Origin of the sequence: Bradyrhizobium betae (genome assembly GCF_050632175.1) — a bacterium.
Classification (GTDB): Bacteria; Pseudomonadota; Alphaproteobacteria; order Rhizobiales; family Xanthobacteraceae; genus Bradyrhizobium; species Bradyrhizobium betae_B.
The window spans coordinates 6,512,025-6,527,852 of record NZ_CP192576.1; the positions used below are offsets into that span (position 1 = coordinate 6,512,025).

The following is a 15,828-nucleotide window of genomic DNA, read 5'->3' on the forward strand; positions in this document are numbered from 1 at the left end:
ATGGGTTTCGACCAATACCACGAACCGCCGCAGGAGCTTTCGCAGGAGGTCCGCACCTTCGCGCGGATGATGGCTTCGCTGATCGAGGAAGCCGAAGCGATCAATTGGTACGAACAACGGATGTCGGTCGAGAAGGATAAGAAGGCTAAAGCCATCATGGCGAACGCCCAGAAGGAGGAATTCAAGCATTTCGGGATGAACCTCGAATTCCTGCTGCGACGGAAGAAGGAGTGGCGCGAGGAGCTCAAGGGAATCCTCTTCACGCAAGGCGACATCGTCAAGCTCGGCGAGAAAGCCGAGAAGGCGGTCGATTGATCCGATGACTGCCGGAGCAACCGGAATGGAACGACGTGGCGACCAGCGCCGGAGGGTTCTCAAGAAGGGGTCGATCGAGTTCGGAAGCTCCGCGATCGATTGCTCCATCCGGAATCTCAGCGATCGCGGCGCGATGTTGGAGGTTGAAAGTCCGCTCGGCATCCCTCGCGAATTCACGCTTGTGGTGCCGGCGGACGGAACGCGGCGCACCTGTCGTGTCGCGTGGGTCAAGGAGAAGCGGTTGGGCGTGGAGTTCGAAGAGTGAGTTCGGCTCAGCAGCGGAGGCGCAAATGAGGAAGTATGGACTCTTTTTGGCGCTGGGAAGCATCTTGAGTCTGATCGCGGCCATAGGCGCCGCCGACGGTCGCGGCAGTATCGCGAGCGAACGACCGTATGCCGCGGAGCACATCGATCTGCTTCCGGTCGACATCCGTCACGGTCTGGCCCGTCTGGAGCGTCCGTGCGGCGGGAAAGCTGCAGCGACGCACTACTTCTCTACGACCATCGACGCCGGCGGCCTGCACTTCAGGTCGCTGCATTTCGAAAACTTCGCCTGCGAACGGCGAGAGGCGATCTGCCGGGCAGGGCGATGCCTTCATGAAGTCTACCTGGAGCAGAGCGGCCATTCGCGCCGTGTCTTCAGCGCCTACATCGACGACATGAAGCTGATCAATGCCGACGGGACCGCCGGACTGGAACTCGAGGGAGGCCGGCCGGGGATATTACGTTGGAACGGACGCACATTCGCGCCCGTCCATCCATTCGGAAAGGGCCACGAGCGGTGACGTCATCGATAATCTCGCATCTTCATTTCGGTGGCGCGGATATCTCCCTCTGGAAGAAGTTCCGGCTGTTCTTCACTGTGGGCGTCGTCGTGCTGCTTCTGAGCGCGGCGAAGGTCGCGGTCCACTACTTCGGATTCGAGTTCCTGGATCTCAACGGCCTGTTGACCAGTGGCATCGGCGGCGCCGTGTTCATCGTCGGCTTTCTGTTGTCGAGCATCCTCCAGGACTACAAGGAGGCGGAGAAGATCCCGGCCGATCTCAGGAATTCCATCGAGGCGATTGAGGGTGACCTGGCTTGCTTCGCGCAGACCAACGATGCCTTCGACCTGGGGAAGGCGCGGCTGTTGTTGCTTGCCTTGATCGACAGGCTCCGCGAGGGCCTCGGGCACAAAAACGGCCACAAGAACGTTCCTCCCGCCCTCGATGAGCTGGCCAAGCTTACGCCGATCCTGGGTCGACTCGAGGGCATGGGTATGGCCGCGAACTTCGTCGTCCGCCTCCGGACGAACCAGGACGTGATCCGGAGGGCCTTGCTCCGAGATCTACACCATTCAGCGCGTCGAGTTCGTGCCGTCCGTGCACGTGCTGGTGCAGACGCTGGTGTTCTCGATCGTACTGCTGCTCCTGCTGCTGAAGACGGAAGGCGACCCGGCATCTGCACTGCTGTTCGGCTTCATCACCTTTATGTTCGTCTACGTCCTCTACCTCGTCCGGCTCCTCGAGGAGCCGTTCGCCAAGGGGCACGGCTCGGTGGACGACGTAAGCTTCTTCCTGCTGGACGAGCTCGAGCGAAACCTCCGCCGGGCACTCGAAGATCCGGACGGCGGCGCCCAAAATACGACCACGACGGGAGATTGACACATGCACGGAGGAGGTTCCGTCGGAACGGCCGGCGCTAAACACGCGAAGAGGCTCGCCTGGGCCCTCGCGATGACCGCGACCTACATGATCGCGGAGGTCATCGGAGGACTTGTGACCGGCAGCTTGGCGCTGCTCGCGGACGCCGCCCATATGCTGACCGACGTCGGCGGACTCGCGCTGGCGCTGCTCGCGATCCGCTTCGCCGCCCGCGAAGCGACCCCGCAGCGGACCTTCGGCTATCTGCGCATGGAGGTCCTGTCGGCGCTGGCTAATGCGGTCGTGCTGCTGCTGCTGACGGTCTACATCCTGTACGAAGCCTACCAGCGCTTCCAGTCGCCGCCGGAGGTCCTCAGCGGACCGATGCTTATCGTCGCCGCCGTCGGCCTGGCCGTAAATCTGGTCAGCATGTGGCTGCTTTCGAGCGGGTCGTCCGAAAGCCTGAACGTCAAGGGCGCGTACTTCGAGGTGCTGAGCGACATGCTCGGATCTATCGGCGTGATCGTGGCCGCCCTGCTCATGATGTGGAAGGGCTGGGTTCTCGCGGACCCGATCATCGGCGCCGGCATCGGACTGTTCATCGTGCCCCGGACGTGGTCGCTCCTTAGTCAGGTCACGCACATCCTGATGGAGGGGACCCCGCCCAACGTCGATACCGCTGCGATCGAGAAGAAGCTTCTTGCCATCCCGGGAACCGTGGCCGTCCACGATCTGCACGTCTGGACCGTCACGTCCGGCTTCGACGCCATGAGCTGCCACCTCGTCGTGGCCGACATGTCGGCCGGGCGGGAGGCGCTGCGGGAGGCCCGGAACCTGATGAAGGCGGAATACGGAATCGAGCACACGACGATCCAGATCGAGGACGAGGCCATGAGAGGCGAGGAAACCGTACTCCATGTCTGAAACGGGTCACCGTAACGCTGGTCCCGTCGGCAGCACCGACCATGATCATCGGCATCATGACCGTCACGATCATGGCGCCGACCGGCACGGCCATGACCATGATCATGGCGGGCTCGGTCACGTCCACGCTCCGGCGAGCTTCGGCAAGGCCTTCGCCATCGGCATCGGGCTGAACACCGCCCTGGTCGCGGCCGAAGCCGTCTATGGCTACCTCGGAAACTCGACGGCACTGATGGCGGACGCCGGGCACAATCTGAGTGACGTACTCGGCCTGGTCGTGGCCTGGGCCGCGTCAGTCGCCTCGAAGCGGGCGCCCAGTGGTCGTTTCACCTACGGTCTGAAGGGGGCGTCGATCCTGGCTGCGCTGGCGAACGCCGTGTTTCTTCTCGTCGCGACCGGCGCCATCGGATGGGAATCCATATTGCGGCTGTACGAACCGGAGCCTGTCGCCGGCCTGACCGTGATGGTGGTCGCCGCCATCGGCATCGTCGTCAACGGCGCCACGGCCATGCTGTTCGCGAGCGGCCGCAAGGGCGACATCAACATTCAGGGGGCGTTTCTGCACATGGCAGGCGACGCCGCCGTTTCGGCCGGCGTCGTGGCGTCAGCAGCGCTCATCCTCTGGACCGGTTGGCTTTGGCTGGATCCTGGAATGAGCCTGGTCATCTGCGCCGTCATCCTGTGGAGCACATGGAGCCTTCTGCGCGGCTCGGTCGCGATGTCATTGAGCGCGGCACCGGCCGGAACCGACATGGAAGCCGTCCGGTCGTTTCTGCTGCAGCGGCCGGGCGTAGCCAAGATCCACGACCTGCATATCTGGCCGATCTCCACGACGGAAACGGCGATCACGTGTCATCTGGTCATGCCTACCGGACATCCCGGCGACGATTTCCTGATGGAATCGGCCCGGCTGCTCAGGACCGAGCACAAAATCGGACACGCGACCCTGCAGATCGAAACCGACGAGAACAACGCGTGCGCGCTGGCGCCCGACGACGTGGTCTAGCGTGAATGAAGACGAGAGCAGCAAGCTCGAACGCCTTCATCGTCTCAAGTCGGCGCTCGATATCGAGATCGACGGGGGAAAAAGAGGGAGGGTAGCATGCCCAAACTGTCCACACGACGGCGACTGGCGAACGGAGGTCGGTGGCTGGGTGTTTTCCTGCGAGGAATGCGGTGTGCGCGTAGACGGCAGATTTCCTGTCAGACGCGTCGCGAATTGAGGGCGGTGGTGACGAAAGAAGCTTGGAAGGGCAGTCGACGGGCGGAAGAATTCGACACCCAAATATTCGGGAGGGGGCTGAGGTTGCTTTTGGTGGCCTTCAGCCTGCTGATGCTTTGCTTGCTGGCTTCGCCGTCGGTCGCCCAGACCGCGCGCGAGTTCGCGCGGGAAGGGTTCGCGGCAAAGGACAGGAAGCAGTTTCCGCTGGCCATCCAATTGTTCAGCGAAGCCATTAAACAAGGACAGTCCACTCCCGAGCAACGCGGGCTCATTCTGTACGGTCGAGGGGTATCGTATGACGCGCTCGGACTGCGCGATCTCGCCTTGGGCGATTTCGACGCCGCGATAGCGCTGTTGCCCGACTTTCCGAACTCCTACGTCTACCGCGCGCTGGCGTGGACCGATCGACGGGAATTCGACAAGGCACGCGACGATCTACTACAAGCTCTCCGGCTGAACCCGACCAGCGCGCTCATTCACAACAATCTCGGATCGGTCTACGAACGCAAGGGAGAGGTGGACCGGGCCATCGAAAGCTATGGGGAAGCCATTCGGCTGGATCCAACGGCGGCGCAAGCCTTCTACAACCGCGCCCATGCCTTCATCGCGAAGCAGGATTATCGGGCCGCGATATCGGACTACGACCGGGCGGTCGACCTGCAGCGTGACTTCGCGGACGCCTACAGCAACCGGGGCGGCATGTATCTCCTGCTGGGCGACACCGACAAGGCGATCGGAGATTTCGACGAGGCGATCCGTCTCAAGGGCACCGATCCGATCTTCTGGTCGAACAGGGCGAGCGCCTACATGACGATGGGACGCTACAAGGACGCGTTGGCCGATTTCGACCGCGCCCAAACGATCGATCCCGGCAACGCCGCGACCTATCTCGGACGGGGACGAGCGCGGCTCTATTCGGACGAGATCGCGGGGGCGATCGAAGACTTGCGTGTCGCTGCGAGACTGAGGCCGACGAACGCCTTTCCCGCGATCTGGATGCACATCGCCCGCATCCACCAGGGCAATCCGGACCGCGAGGAACTTGAGCGCAACGCGGCGAGGGTGGATCGCACCCAGTGGCCGGCTCAGGTCCTGGACTTCTACTTGGGCACACTGGACATGGACCGGGTGCGCCAAGACGCCGGCGGCGGTGTGGGCGCCGAAGGCGAAAGGCGGCTCTGCGAGGCGGATTTCTTCGTCGGTGAGTTCCTGAGTCACGGCCAACAGAAGGCGGACGGCCGCCGGATGCTTCGGAAGGTTGTGGATCGGTGCCGTCCCGTGGACATCATCTTCGCCGCTGCTCAAGCCGAGCTACGCGACGACAAAGAGGCGAAGTAGAGGACGCGCATGTCGTCGACCGCGGGGTTCCTTTAATTTCGACACGAGAGGACGGTCGGTGGTTCGCCACGATAGTGAAAAGGAGGACGCGAATTCCCGCAGCATGTCCAAGGTTCAGCGCGTCTTCTTCGTTGTTGGACTATTGGTGCTCATAGCGTTGTCGGCCAGTTCGGCCGGCATCCTGCTGCATCGCGCGTTTCCCGACAGCTACTGGGTCACGCTAGTCGGTCCTCTGGGCGCAGCGGTCGCCGTGATCGCACTACGAAAACTGTTCGTCGGCTGAGTTCGGCGCAAACTCCCGGGTCCTTGAGGAGAGCAGCCGACGCGGCTGTTGTCGCGTCGGCTGCCGAATAGGCGCGAGGTTCCCAGTCGAGAAGCCGTGATTACTTGCGACCTTCGTGCTGCCAGTGGCCGGTGACTTCTTCGCCGGTCTTGGAGAGGTGCACGTGCTGGTCGACATGATCGACCCAGGCGACTGGGATGAAGTGATGATGATCGCCGTCGGGCGAGCTCTGTTTGGTGAGCTTTATCTTATCGCTACCCTCCAGATGGTCGACCTTGCCTACGGTCTTCTTGTCCGACGAAATCACGTCCATGTGCTCTTTGATCTGCGATGTGTCCGGCATGGGGTATCCTCCAGTGAGTGGAAAGGATGCAACGCCCCCGTACCGGGAAGGTTGCTCTCGCGCGGTTGAAGGATGGACCATAGGAAATATGATTACCGGCGTGACGGCTGATTGTTGCGACGACGAATTCACGCCGCCGGGGCTCCGCCGGTATGGAGAGCCGAACGACAGGTTGAAGATGCCTCCCATCGCCCGCGGACGAGCGACCATGTCGAATATCGACAGCGCTATGCAAGGCAGTGACGGCTTTCTCAAGTCGCTCATTGAGCTCTAATGAGCACGTCCATCATTTCCTGAATGACCGACATGATTCGGGCATTTGCCGCATAGGCATTCTGAAGCTGGATCAGGTTCGACATCTCCGAGTCCAGGTTGACGCTGGAGGTCGAATTGAACTTGGCCTGGAGCGTCGAGACGACGACGTTCTGGCCCTGCTGAAGCTGGGTCGCCTGCGTCGCGGCGTTGCCCTGGACGCTCAGGAACTGCTGGAGGTAGCTCGAGATGCTGCCGGTAAATGGCTGGCTCGACGAGCCCAGACCGGTCTGCGACGAGTAGGAGTACACCGCCGTCGTGAGCTGCGAGTAGAGATAGTCCGAGCGAGTGGTGTCGCCTGCGGGCGTCACCGGCGAGGTGTTGTAGACCGACAACTTGCTCGGGTCGGTGACCAGTTGCGTGTTGACGGCGATGCGGCCGGCAAGGCCGGTCATCTGCGAGCCCGAGGCCATCATCGCACCTGTATAGAGAGCCTGCCCGCCGTCGGTGAACAGCGGCAGTTGCGGATTGCCCGAGCTCAGCGATGCGATCGTTTTGGTGATCGAGGCCGAGTTGACTTTGGCAAGGCCAGTGTTTTCGTCTGTGACCCGGAGCGTCATCGCCGCCGCCGGCGAGGGGGCCGCGGCGAATGTCAGACGCGTGTTTGGCAGTGCGGTGTTGAGCGCCGCCGCGATCACACTTATGCCGCTGGAGAAGTTCACGCCGATCTGGAACGGGTTGGCATTGGTGGCGTTCGGCAGCGGCAGCGCCGCAGGATCGGTCACGTTGACGAGGGTGACCTGGCGCTGGGTGTTGGTGACCGTGTCCGTGTAGGTGATGTTGACCGTGTTGCCCGGTTGCGCGCCGGAGAGGTCGAGGTCGAACCCGGTGGGCGGGCCGGAGACGGTGCTGCCGGCCGTCGTCTTGTCGGACAGCGCGCTCGACATCGTCGCGGCGAGCTGGTCGATCTGAGTCTGCGCCTGCACCAACGTCTCGTCGCGCAGCTTGAGATCGGCCGCCATCTGACCTGAGGATACCACGTTGTTGGCGACCACGTCGATCATCGAGCCGTTCGGCAGTTTGACGTTGAGTGCGCCGACGCCGGACTTGGTCGGATCGATGTTGTAGAGCGAGGTCGCCGAGAGGGCACCGGCAGATGCAAACGTGAATTGCGAGGCGAGACCCGCACCGACCAGTTGGATACCCGTCGTTGTGTAGATGTTGGCCTGGTTCGAGCCGTCGGTGGTGACGCGGAGGTCGACATATTTCGACAGCGTGTTGATGGCCTGATCGCGCTGATCCATAAGTGTCGCGGCGGACGGATCGTTAGCCGACAGGCCCTGCAGCTTGGTGTTGATGTCGGCGATCTGCTTCATCGCCACGTTCGCCGCCTGCGCCGAATTGCCGAGATCCTGCTCGACATTGGAGCGCAGCGACTGGATACCCTTGGTGGTGACGTTGAGCTGCTGCGCCAGCGCCTGCGCCGCGCCGAGCACGACGTTCTGCGCCGACGACGAGCCGGCGCTGGTCGACAGCGCCTGCAGCGACGTGGTGAAGTTGTTCAGCGCGGTTTCGAGCGTGCCGCTGCTGCCGGGCGTGCCATACACATTCTGAAGCTGCTTTAGGATGCTCGCCATCTGGTCGGCGTAGCCGCTTCCGCCGGTCTCGGTGCGGAGCTGGTTCAGCACATAGGTGTCGAGTTCGCGGCTGACGCCGGTCGTCATCGCGGTCGAGCCGAAGTCGCCGGTGGTGACCTCGATCTGGTTCGGCGTCTGGGCGACGTAGCCTGGCGTCTGCGAGTTCGCGACGTTCGATGAGACGATCGAGAGCGCGGCCTGATTGGCACGCAGACCGCTCATCGCACTGGCAAGGGCAGAATTTAGGCTCATGGTGAAGCTCGTTCTTGATCGAAGCAACGGGCGCGGGGCGTGTTGCGAAGTTCGCAAGAACTATGCCAACGATCAGAACCTCCGAAACGCAGCAAAGTCAGTAGTTTTCTGCAATAACTGCAAGCTCGCTCGCGGAGCGGGTAACAATTGCCTGAGAGTCTCATGCAAATAATACAGGAGTGAATCGCGCTTTCGCGCGCGCGCGTCGGATTTCGTCGATGCATCGGTGATGCTCCGCTGTGTCCGGATGTCGAAGCGATGATCAAAAGTTCGATTTGACAGAAATCTACATGAGCAACGAGCGCTGATCGCGTCAACTTGTCGCTGCGTTCCGCATGTTTACCAGGCGTTAACCAAGGTGGGCAAAATCTGCCTAGTCAGAAAAGTGGAAGCATTCAAGCGGGAAGGAACGTCGGTGGCGATCAATGATATTTCCACTCTCGCTGCGCTTCGTACAAAAATGGATTGGCACCAGCAGCGCCAGCGGGTGCTGGCGCAGAATGTGTCAAACTCCGACACTCCCAACTTCAAGCCGACTGATCTGGTCGAACCGAAAATTGGCGCCAAGGGTCAGGCCACGGGTCAGACGTTTGCGCTGGCTCTGATGCGTACCAACTCGTCCCACCAACTTCCTTCGGGTGGTGGGAGTTCTTCTGAAACAAAGCCGGGTGGCTACCAGACACGTCCCGCGGGAAACGCTGTGAGCCTTGAGGAAGAGATGCAGAAGTCGGCCGCTAACCAAATGGACTACGCGGCCGCAACGGCCCTGTACAGCCGGAGTCTGGGTCTTCTCAAGACCGCGCTGGGCAAGCGCTGACAAGACATCATCTTATATGCGCTCCGATTTTCTGAATCTCTCGCTCCAACCGCACATCGAGACACGAAAAACCCGCGTTTGCTGAACGCAGCAGTGTGGCGCGATACGACACTGGCGGGGCCCAGTCTCGGCCTCGGTCCGCTTGCGAGGAAGGGTGCCCTCATTCGCCTCCTTCGTGCTGCCGACTTCGTCGCCGGTCTTGGAGAGGTGCACGTGCTGGTCGACATGATCGACCCAGGACACCGGAATGAAATCATGGTGGTCGCCGTCAAGCGAACTGTGCTTCGTCAACTTGATCTTTGTCGGGCCCTTCCAGGTGATCGACTTTTCCGACGGCTTCTTTGTCGATGGAATGACGTCCATGCATGCCTTGATCTGCGTGGCGTCCAGCATCGCGCGTCCCCCTTCGTTGAAAACGCGAAACGCGCGAACCGAAGCAAGGTTGCTCGCCGTCCAGGGTCACCGGTCGATCGTTTAGTCGTGCGTAATTTGGTCGCAACCGGGCGCCTCCGTAGGAGGGAACGTCACGATGACGTGTGACTTGGGTAACGACTGATGACAGAGGGACTTGGAACATGAAGAAGCTTGGTCTTTTGGTATTCGGCTTGGCCGTTTCGTTCGCATTGCCTGCCTCGGCGGAGACGGTGATCGTCAAGAAGGGGGGACATCATGGTGGATACGGCGCGGGGGCCGAGATGCGCGGTCCCCATGGGGCCGGCATGCGTTATGGTGGCGATATGCATCGGGGGATGAGAATGCACGGCAACAGGACGGTGGTGATCAAGCGAGGCCACCACCGCTATTGAGGAAGCTCCGCGCAACGTACGGCTGGGGATGTCCTCCTCCAACAATCCGGCTGATGGTCGCTCGAATGCAGCGACGCGAATACGAAGGCCGCCTCCTGGGGCGGCCTTTTGGTTTATACTGTCGAAAGGCCTTCGTTGGCGTCGGGATCTGCGCTCGGAATCCAAAACACGCCTCGTCGGAGAGAACAGTCGTTAGGGCGCTTCCGATGTCATTTCCAGCGCCAGGACTGTGTTGGCTGAAACCGCGCTTGCAAGCCCCGTTTACGCCGACACGATCCAGCGTTGGCAATAGACGGTTCGCGTTGTCCGTGATGGGCCGTCAGAATTGCGAGCGGACGCGCACGCCGAAAATCGACGCCGGACCGCGGTCGCGGTTGTAGGCCGGGTTGACGACGAGCTGGTAGTCCAGCGTTGCGCGCCACGACCACAGTGGAAAGCTGTAGTAGGTTTCGATGATCTTCTCGGGGCCGGCGTTCGGCAGGCGTCCGTCTCCGACGAGAATGCCGAGACCGCCCGCATCGAGGTAGGTGCGGCGCGCTTGCGAGATGCCGTTCAACACGCCGGCGAATCCGAACGTGTCGTTAGGTCTGTTCCAGGAAGATCCCGCCAGCGACAGGCCGGCGGCAACCGTCGTATCGATGTCGGTGAATTCATAGGACTCCTTGGATCCGTCGGCGACGCCGGCCCTAGCGAAGACGCCGAGCTCCTTCGTGACCTCTTGCTCCAGGTTGACGCTGATGCCGGCCCGGCTTTGGTAGCGCCGGACCAGGGCGGTGTCCGCGGCTGTGCCCGTCGCCTGCGCGAGCGCCACGGCCTCGTCGAAGCGCCCCATGCGCCCGCGTGTCAGGAATCCCGTAACCGCGACCTTGCCCGGCTTGCCCCAGATCTCATGGCGATGTTCGATCTCGCCGATCCACTGGAATTGGGAGAACGTCGGATCCAGCTCGGTGCTGTTGGGAACGGTCGACAGATCGAACAAGCCGCCGCGGAATGTCCAGTCGCCCTTGTACCACTCGACGGCGGCGCCGTAGGTGAAGCCCCAAGCATCGGCGGCGTAGTCGAACGTGCCGGTGTCCACGATCGACCAGTTCATGAAATCCTTGCGCGGGTCGTGGGCATATTTGTTGGTGTCGAAGACGTCGGTGACAGCGAATTTTCCCACCGTCAGGACCAAGCGGTCGGCGCTCTGCGTGCCGGCGAACTGGTTGATGTCGGCATCGACCTTCTTGGTATCACCGCCGAGGTCGAACGTCTGACGGAAGAAGGCGCGGGGAATGCGGGCGTAGGGCGCAGCGGATCCGACCTTGTAGGCCTCGCCGCTCGGAAATCCGGCCACACCCAAGGTCGAGCTCAGGCCGAACCCCTGATCGATCTCCGGGTTGACCCAGAATTCTCCGCCGGCCCAAGGCCTGAAGCCGGCGTAGAGCGTCACGTCCCAGGTCTGTCGGGTCTGGTTCGGAATGAGGCTGTTCGTGCCGGTGTAGGGAGAGCGGAACGGTGGCGCGTACTGCTGCAGATAGGTCGTCTGCCCATGGATGCTGAACTGGTCGGTTTCGAAGGGCGTCAAGCCGTCCTCGAGAACCTTCTGCCCATTTTGACCGAAGCGGTAGTTGAGGCCGAGGCGGGCGGTCTGCACCGCGAGATCCGAGGACAGACGCTGCGTGCCGCCGAACGCTTTCTCTTTCGTCCCGAAGTCCGTGTAGAGATATTCGAACCGCGCCGACCAGTTTGCCGACAGGGCGACTTCGGCGCCGGCGCCCCAAGCGGAGCCGAGCCGAGTGAACCCGATCTTGTCTCCCGGGGTGCCGTCGAGCGGGTCGAGCGTCGCCTGGTCGTAGCTCCATGCGAAGCCGCCCGTGGCGTAGAACAACCAGGACCTCGACGCGTATCCCAGGCGGGCCCTCAGCGTTCCCGATGTCAGGACAGTTTCCTTCAGGGCCGCCGGCCCTTGAGCGCCGACGACCGAAGTTGTCCCGGAGATCGTATTGGGAAAGGTGAGGTCGCCTTCGATGCCGAGGAGCACGTGGGACGGCAGCACGTAGTTATAGCCGGCGCCCAGTCCGAGAGCGTAGGAGCCGGTTCCTTTGAACGCGTTGAGGGAGTTCGTCAGGTCGATCGATCCGGACGACGGAGCCAGTCCCGGGGCGCCGAAAGCGTACTGCGAGGACCCGACGCCATAGGCGAAATGGCCGCCAACGAAGGGGCCGCTCCAGTCGACGGCCTGGCCTGGCCGGACTTCGCCGAGATCGGCTGAAAGTCCCTTGGCGGCCGGAACGGCCGCCAGGATCATGCCGATGATGACCTTCTTCATCGCGTCGAGCGTCCGCCTCTTCATACCGCTTTCGATACGGCGGCGGCCGCTTGGCAACAATTTGAATCTAGCCTGCACGCCGCCAATCCTGTCGCTGAATTGACCAGGGCGTGCATTCGCCGCGAAATGTTTCACAGCGACCCTGCAGCACCCGCGGTTGTGCATACCCGTTTAGGACCCCGCCCAGTCGCAAGCGACCTCGAACGCTCGACGCCGCGAGGGCAGGTGATGGAGCGCGATGGTGGACGACACGCATCTGGAGATGACCCAGTGAACCCATCCAGCCTTATTGCGAATAGTTCTTAGTTGCAAGAAGTGCTATTGGACAGGTAATCGTTTAACACTGTCGACGTGATGGAATTGCAACAGTTGTTGGAAGCGCTGCGCCCAGTGCCCGCGGTGGGCGCGATCGAGGTGGATATCGGTGCCGACCTCCGGATCGTGTTTCGGCGCCTGCGTGGGCCTCTAAGTTCTTCTGGAGATCGAATCGCTCTGCCGGGTCACCGGTCTTCTCCGGCGGAGGTCCGGGGCGTGGCGCGGGGAGTTGCCTCGCGCGCCGTCCGATGCCTCTCTCGTCGGCAGAAACGGGGGTCTCAGCAGGGTTCGACACGGAGATGGGTGGTGGCTTCACCATCGAGTATTCCAGACCGCCCCGCGGCCGGACATGGTGACCCGTTCTCGGTGGCCGAATTGGAAAGCAAGACGCCTTAGCTTCACATACCTCCGGACACCACCAAACGGGCCCGAATCCCGCCGGGGCGGTCGACGAGACCGTTAGGGGAATTGTCTGGCACAAGCGCCATCACGACCGCTGAGCGGCGACGGGGATGGCGGTCCTTGACTTTCTGTCGGCTGGGTCGCTTGGCCGCCGTGTCGAAAAGCGGAGAACGATCTCACGCCCGACTCGATGCGAGTGCTGAATTAGCTGGCGCAGCCAACGCCCGAAGAGCCCCGCCCGGGGGCGCTGCCGCGCTCCGGAGCGATCCGCGTCGTGAGTCGCTTGAGGTTCGCAAGCAATTGGCCCCGGACCTCGCCTTCGTCCACGGCCCATAGATCGGCGAGAATCGGCTCGGCCTTGGCGACGTCCCAAGGAAACAGGGAGCGCCCCTCGACCTGTGCGAAGGGACCGTCCGTCTCGGTCAGTATCCTGTCGCGGGGCATTTCGGCAACCAGGCCGCGTCCTCTCTCGCCGGCGAGCATCGCCGGGCCGACGCTGAACCAGCAACCCTGATCGACCGCGCGTTTGATCTCGCGGCGCGTCCCGGAAAACCAATGCAGAACGGCGACGCCTGCATCGGACCGCGACGCGAGCGCATCGAGAACGGGCCCGGCGGCCCGCCTGCTGTGTATCGTCATGATGCGGCCTCCGACCGCCCCGCACATCCGAAGGATTTCGTCAAAGACGTGGCGCTGCGTTTCCCAGGTCGCCTTCAGTTCTGGGCCGCCATCCAGACCGATCTCGCCGACATACCGTGATCGCGGGAGCAACTCCTCGAAGAGCCCGAGTTCGCCCCGGCGTTCCTGCGCGATCTGAGGATGCAATCCGATCGCGGTACGGATGCGCGCCGCATCCTTCGCCAAGGCGGCTGTTCCCGACCAGGCCGAGGGCGTCGTCGTCACCGACAGGACGAAAAGGTCGCGCTCGATGCACTCCTTCGTTGTCGCGACCGGATCCGGATAAAGATCTAGATGGGCATGAAGGTCGATCACTTGACACCGTATTTCACGTGCAAGGCGCCGAGTTCGGCAAGTCCCCGTCGTAGCATATCCTTCAGCGCGTCGCGCTCCTCGATCCCCTGCCACGAAAGGGGCTCCGCCAAGCCAATCGTCGAACCCCGCGCCCTTTGAGGCCGCCAGCGCCATGCCGACCGAGCGGACGTCGTCGAAGCCGGCGTGATCCGGATCGTCCCGACCGAGATGTTCGTAGACGTAGTCGGTCGGATCGTCTTCGCCCCAAGCGAGGAAGGCCGCTCTGCGGACCTGACACGGCACGCACCGCCCGCAATGGCGGTAGTTGTAGCGCTGAAAGCGGCCGCAACTCGTCGAGTTTGCCGCCAGCGTGCGCAGCGAGTCCTGGTCCGCGCACGTCTTCAGCATCTCGCCCTTGGTCGTGTATCCATAAGGAGTGTGGATACTCACGCCCAGGTTCGCGGCGTCGAGAACGTCCTGGAACCTTGAGAGGAAGTAAGGGTGGGCCGTACGGGTGCTCAAACTTCCGATGCGGCTTCCCGTCAGCGGCGGGTTGATGGCGATGAAGCCGTTTTCGCAGACGTAGAGCGGCAAGCAGCCGCCGGGACGATATGGCTTGAGCGCCGTGGCGACGAGAACGCCGAAGGCAAGGAAGATGATCGAGCGCGCCCGCTGGGAGGTATCTTCGGTGCCCGGAACGGCCGCGTTGTCGTTCAACTGGAAGTGGCGCAGACCGCCGCCGATCAACGACGCGAACCTGATCTGTTTTTCTCCATCGCCCCGGACTGTCTTGCTGATGGCGACGGGTCGCTGTCCGGACGCCGCAAGGTCGATGGCGCCGCTCAAGCTGTCTAGCCCACCCGACAGGAGCACGACGCTGCCTTCGGGCGGTCGGAAAACTTCCGCCGGCGGCTGCGGCGCTGCACCGCCGGCGATGAAACGGAATTGCCATCGGTCGGTCGTGAGAAACGTCAACGCGTCGGCGAGGAGGTCCGCGGACTTGTTCCAGAATGCCGGTTCGGCGACCGCGACTTCCATCTCGAACTCGCGTGTCCAGCCGTCCGGACTTAGGCTACGTCGTCCCGCTGCATCAGCCGCCATGACGGACATCGCGATGGACAGCAGATCCCACGCCCTGCGGTTCGGAGCCAGACGCGCTCTGCGAATTTCGTTGCGCACGGCCGCACCGGCGCTGCCGCGATCATCAGCCCCAGGCTGGCCGTAGAGGACGACCCTGAGCGTGCCTTTCTCCTTTAGCCGACGCACCTCGGCCGGCGCGCAAAGCAACTTCACTCTTCGTACCCCTCGAAGACCTCGAACGTCTCGCGCAACGCAGCCTGGACGACGCGCGCGACGCGTCCGGCGGTGAGCCTGCGTCCCTGTTCCTTGAGTTTGCGGAAGGAGGCGGCCACAGTCTCGGCGATATACGACCGCATCTGTTTCAGTCGAGCCAGCGCGACGGTCGCGGTGGGCGCTCTCTCCAGCAACGTCTTGCCGACATCCAGCTCGAAGCGTCGTGCCACGTCGATGGCCGTGAATTTCTCGATGACGAACTCGCGTTCAGGATCGGACAGATCGAGGAGATCGGCGTCCGGGTATTCCGTCAGCAATTCGGACATCGCGTCGTGGATGGACGCACGTTCGGCTTCCGCATCCTGAGTCCCGTCGATCGGTCTGACGGCCTCGATGATCGCGCTCGCGATCTCTTCGGTCGACCGGCCAGCGAGCGCGGCCGCATCGACGGGAGCGTTTGCATCCCCCTGCGCCGTGGAATAGAGGGCATGGCCGAGCGATCCCGCCGTTTGAGCGGTGCCGCCGAACCGCTGCGTCGCGAAATTCGATCCCCCGTAGCCATTGCGGACGTAGTGTCCGAGCCCGCGTCTAAGGTCGCGGCCGTCCCCGGATCGCGCGAAATTGCCCAAGCTCGAGCGAACGCCGCCGAACCGTCGTTCGGGTGCCAACGGCGCCGGCTGCAGGCTTGGCGGTGGCGCAGCGGGAGACGGGGGCAGGGCGCCAT

16 protein-coding genes and 1 pseudogene are annotated in these 15,828 nt (G+C 62.7%); 10 read left to right on the forward strand and 7 right to left on the reverse strand.

Translation table 11 applies throughout. The features are described 5' to 3' along the window. The 3 genes from ACQ86E_RS31350 to ACQ86E_RS31360 all read left to right on the forward strand — a co-directional run bounded on the left by ACQ86E_RS31350 (position 1) and on the right by ACQ86E_RS31360 (position 1,100). Positions 1-315, forward strand: coding sequence for a hypothetical protein (locus ACQ86E_RS31350; RefSeq protein WP_028136445.1), 315 nt, complete (start codon positions 1-3; stop codon positions 313-315). A gap of 25 nt (positions 316-340) precedes the next feature. Beyond that, entirely contained in the window at positions 341-580 is a 240-nt protein-coding gene (locus ACQ86E_RS31355) for a PilZ domain-containing protein (protein WP_028136444.1), read from the forward strand. Between the two features lie 64 nt (positions 581-644). After that, complete coding sequence (locus ACQ86E_RS31360; RefSeq protein WP_431203238.1) at positions 645-1,100, forward strand: hypothetical protein; 456 nt, start codon at positions 645-647, stop codon at positions 1,098-1,100. A gap of 2 nt (positions 1,101-1,102) precedes the next feature. Here ACQ86E_RS31360 and ACQ86E_RS31365 read toward each other — a convergent pair whose 3' ends face one another. Then, positions 1,103-1,501: a hypothetical protein gene (locus ACQ86E_RS31365; RefSeq protein ID WP_431203239.1), complete on the reverse strand. Its 399-nt coding sequence runs from the start codon at positions 1,499-1,501 to the stop codon at positions 1,103-1,105. A gap of 166 nt (positions 1,502-1,667) precedes the next feature. On the opposite strand from ACQ86E_RS31365, the gene ACQ86E_RS31370 reads away from it, so the two are divergent. From ACQ86E_RS31370 to ACQ86E_RS31390, 5 genes are all read left to right on the forward strand, one after another. Then, the gene (locus ACQ86E_RS31370) at positions 1,668-1,958 is read left to right on the forward strand and encodes a hypothetical protein (protein ID WP_431203240.1); all 291 of its coding nucleotides are present in this window, start codon (positions 1,668-1,670) and stop codon (positions 1,956-1,958) included. Between the two features lie 3 nt (positions 1,959-1,961). Beyond that, positions 1,962-2,861 carry a cation diffusion facilitator family transporter gene (locus tag ACQ86E_RS31375; protein ID WP_431203241.1) on the forward strand — a complete coding sequence of 300 codons (900 nt, stop codon included), beginning with the start codon at positions 1,962-1,964 and terminating at the stop codon, positions 2,859-2,861. Next, positions 2,854-3,867, forward strand: a complete 1,014-nt coding sequence (locus tag ACQ86E_RS31380) for a cation diffusion facilitator family transporter (protein WP_431203242.1) — start codon at positions 2,854-2,856, stop codon at positions 3,865-3,867. The genes ACQ86E_RS31375 and ACQ86E_RS31380 overlap by 8 nt, the downstream gene beginning before the upstream one ends. Before the next feature lie 225 nt (positions 3,868-4,092). After that, a complete protein-coding gene (locus ACQ86E_RS31385) occupies positions 4,093-5,421 on the forward strand; it encodes a tetratricopeptide repeat protein (protein WP_431203243.1) in 1,329 nt (442 codons plus the stop codon). 103 nt (positions 5,422-5,524) lie between these two features. Then, positions 5,525-5,704, forward strand: coding sequence for a hypothetical protein (locus ACQ86E_RS31390; RefSeq protein WP_028136438.1), 180 nt, complete (start codon positions 5,525-5,527; stop codon positions 5,702-5,704). A 100-nt stretch (positions 5,705-5,804) separates the two neighbouring features. Here ACQ86E_RS31390 and ACQ86E_RS31395 read toward each other — a convergent pair whose 3' ends face one another. Both ACQ86E_RS31395 and flgK read right to left on the reverse strand, forming a co-directional pair. Continuing rightward, positions 5,805-6,047 (reverse strand): DUF2171 domain-containing protein, encoded by a 243-nt coding sequence (locus ACQ86E_RS31395; RefSeq protein ID WP_431203244.1) that lies wholly within the window; start codon positions 6,045-6,047, stop codon positions 5,805-5,807. 260 nt (positions 6,048-6,307) lie between these two features. Then, the gene (gene flgK, locus ACQ86E_RS31400; RefSeq protein WP_431203245.1) at positions 6,308-8,188 is read right to left on the reverse strand and encodes a flagellar hook-associated protein FlgK; all 1,881 of its coding nucleotides are present in this window, start codon (positions 8,186-8,188) and stop codon (positions 6,308-6,310) included. 415 nt (positions 8,189-8,603) lie between these two features. Between flgK and flgB the strand changes: the two genes are divergently transcribed. Beyond that, complete coding sequence (flgB, locus tag ACQ86E_RS31405) at positions 8,604-9,005, forward strand: flagellar basal body rod protein FlgB (protein ID WP_151650756.1); 402 nt, start codon at positions 8,604-8,606, stop codon at positions 9,003-9,005. Between the two features lie 177 nt (positions 9,006-9,182). Here the strand turns inward: flgB and ACQ86E_RS31410 are convergent. Further along, positions 9,183-9,398, reverse strand: a pseudogene (locus ACQ86E_RS31410) (DUF2171 domain-containing protein); the annotation flags it as partial. Positions 9,399-9,580: 182 nt separating this feature from the next. Between ACQ86E_RS31410 and ACQ86E_RS31415 the strand changes: the two are divergent. Then, positions 9,581-9,811 carry a hypothetical protein gene (locus tag ACQ86E_RS31415; RefSeq protein WP_431203246.1) on the forward strand — a complete coding sequence of 77 codons (231 nt, stop codon included), beginning with the start codon at positions 9,581-9,583 and terminating at the stop codon, positions 9,809-9,811. Between the two features lie 319 nt (positions 9,812-10,130). Here the strand turns inward: ACQ86E_RS31415 and ACQ86E_RS31420 are convergent, their stop codons facing one another. The 3 genes from ACQ86E_RS31420 to qatB all read right to left on the reverse strand — a co-directional run bounded on the left by ACQ86E_RS31420 (position 10,131) and on the right by qatB (position 15,733). Continuing rightward, complete coding sequence (locus ACQ86E_RS31420) at positions 10,131-12,146, reverse strand: carbohydrate porin (RefSeq protein ID WP_431203247.1); 2,016 nt, start codon at positions 12,144-12,146, stop codon at positions 10,131-10,133. Positions 12,147-13,043: 897 nt separating this feature from the next. Then, positions 13,044-15,104 (reverse strand): Qat anti-phage system TatD family nuclease QatD, encoded by a 2,061-nt coding sequence (gene qatD / locus ACQ86E_RS31425; protein WP_431203248.1) that lies wholly within the window; start codon positions 15,102-15,104, stop codon positions 13,044-13,046. Next, the gene (gene qatB / locus ACQ86E_RS31430; RefSeq protein ID WP_244626175.1) at positions 15,101-15,733 is read right to left on the reverse strand and encodes a Qat anti-phage system associated protein QatB; all 633 of its coding nucleotides are present in this window, start codon (positions 15,731-15,733) and stop codon (positions 15,101-15,103) included. Before qatB ends, qatD begins: the two co-directional genes overlap by 4 nt. Positions 15,734-15,828: the final 95 nt, after the last annotated feature.

Bases quoted from the DNA above. Each gene is read 5' to 3' on its own strand.
- ACQ86E_RS31415 (WP_431203246.1), top strand. From the start codon at position 9,581: ATGAAGAAGCTTGGTCTTTTGGTATTCGGCTTGGCCGTTTCGTTCGCA.
- ACQ86E_RS31390 (WP_028136438.1), top strand. From the start codon at position 5,525: ATGTCCAAGGTTCAGCGCGTCTTCTTCGTTGTTGGACTATTGGTGCTC.
- ACQ86E_RS31380 (WP_431203242.1), top strand. From the start codon at position 2,854: ATGTCTGAAACGGGTCACCGTAACGCTGGTCCCGTCGGCAGCACCGAC.
- ACQ86E_RS31420 (WP_431203247.1), bottom strand. From the start codon at position 12,146: ATGAAGAGGCGGACGCTCGACGCGATGAAGAAGGTCATCATCGGCATG.
- ACQ86E_RS31375 (WP_431203241.1), top strand. From the start codon at position 1,962: ATGCACGGAGGAGGTTCCGTCGGAACGGCCGGCGCTAAACACGCGAAG.
- ACQ86E_RS31395 (WP_431203244.1), bottom strand. From the start codon at position 6,047: ATGCCGGACACATCGCAGATCAAAGAGCACATGGACGTGATTTCGTCG.
- flgK (WP_431203245.1), bottom strand. From the start codon at position 8,188: ATGAGCCTAAATTCTGCCCTTGCCAGTGCGATGAGCGGTCTGCGTGCC.
- ACQ86E_RS31350 (WP_028136445.1), top strand. From the start codon at position 1: ATGGGTTTCGACCAATACCACGAACCGCCGCAGGAGCTTTCGCAGGAG.
- ACQ86E_RS31355 (WP_028136444.1), top strand. From the start codon at position 341: ATGGAACGACGTGGCGACCAGCGCCGGAGGGTTCTCAAGAAGGGGTCG.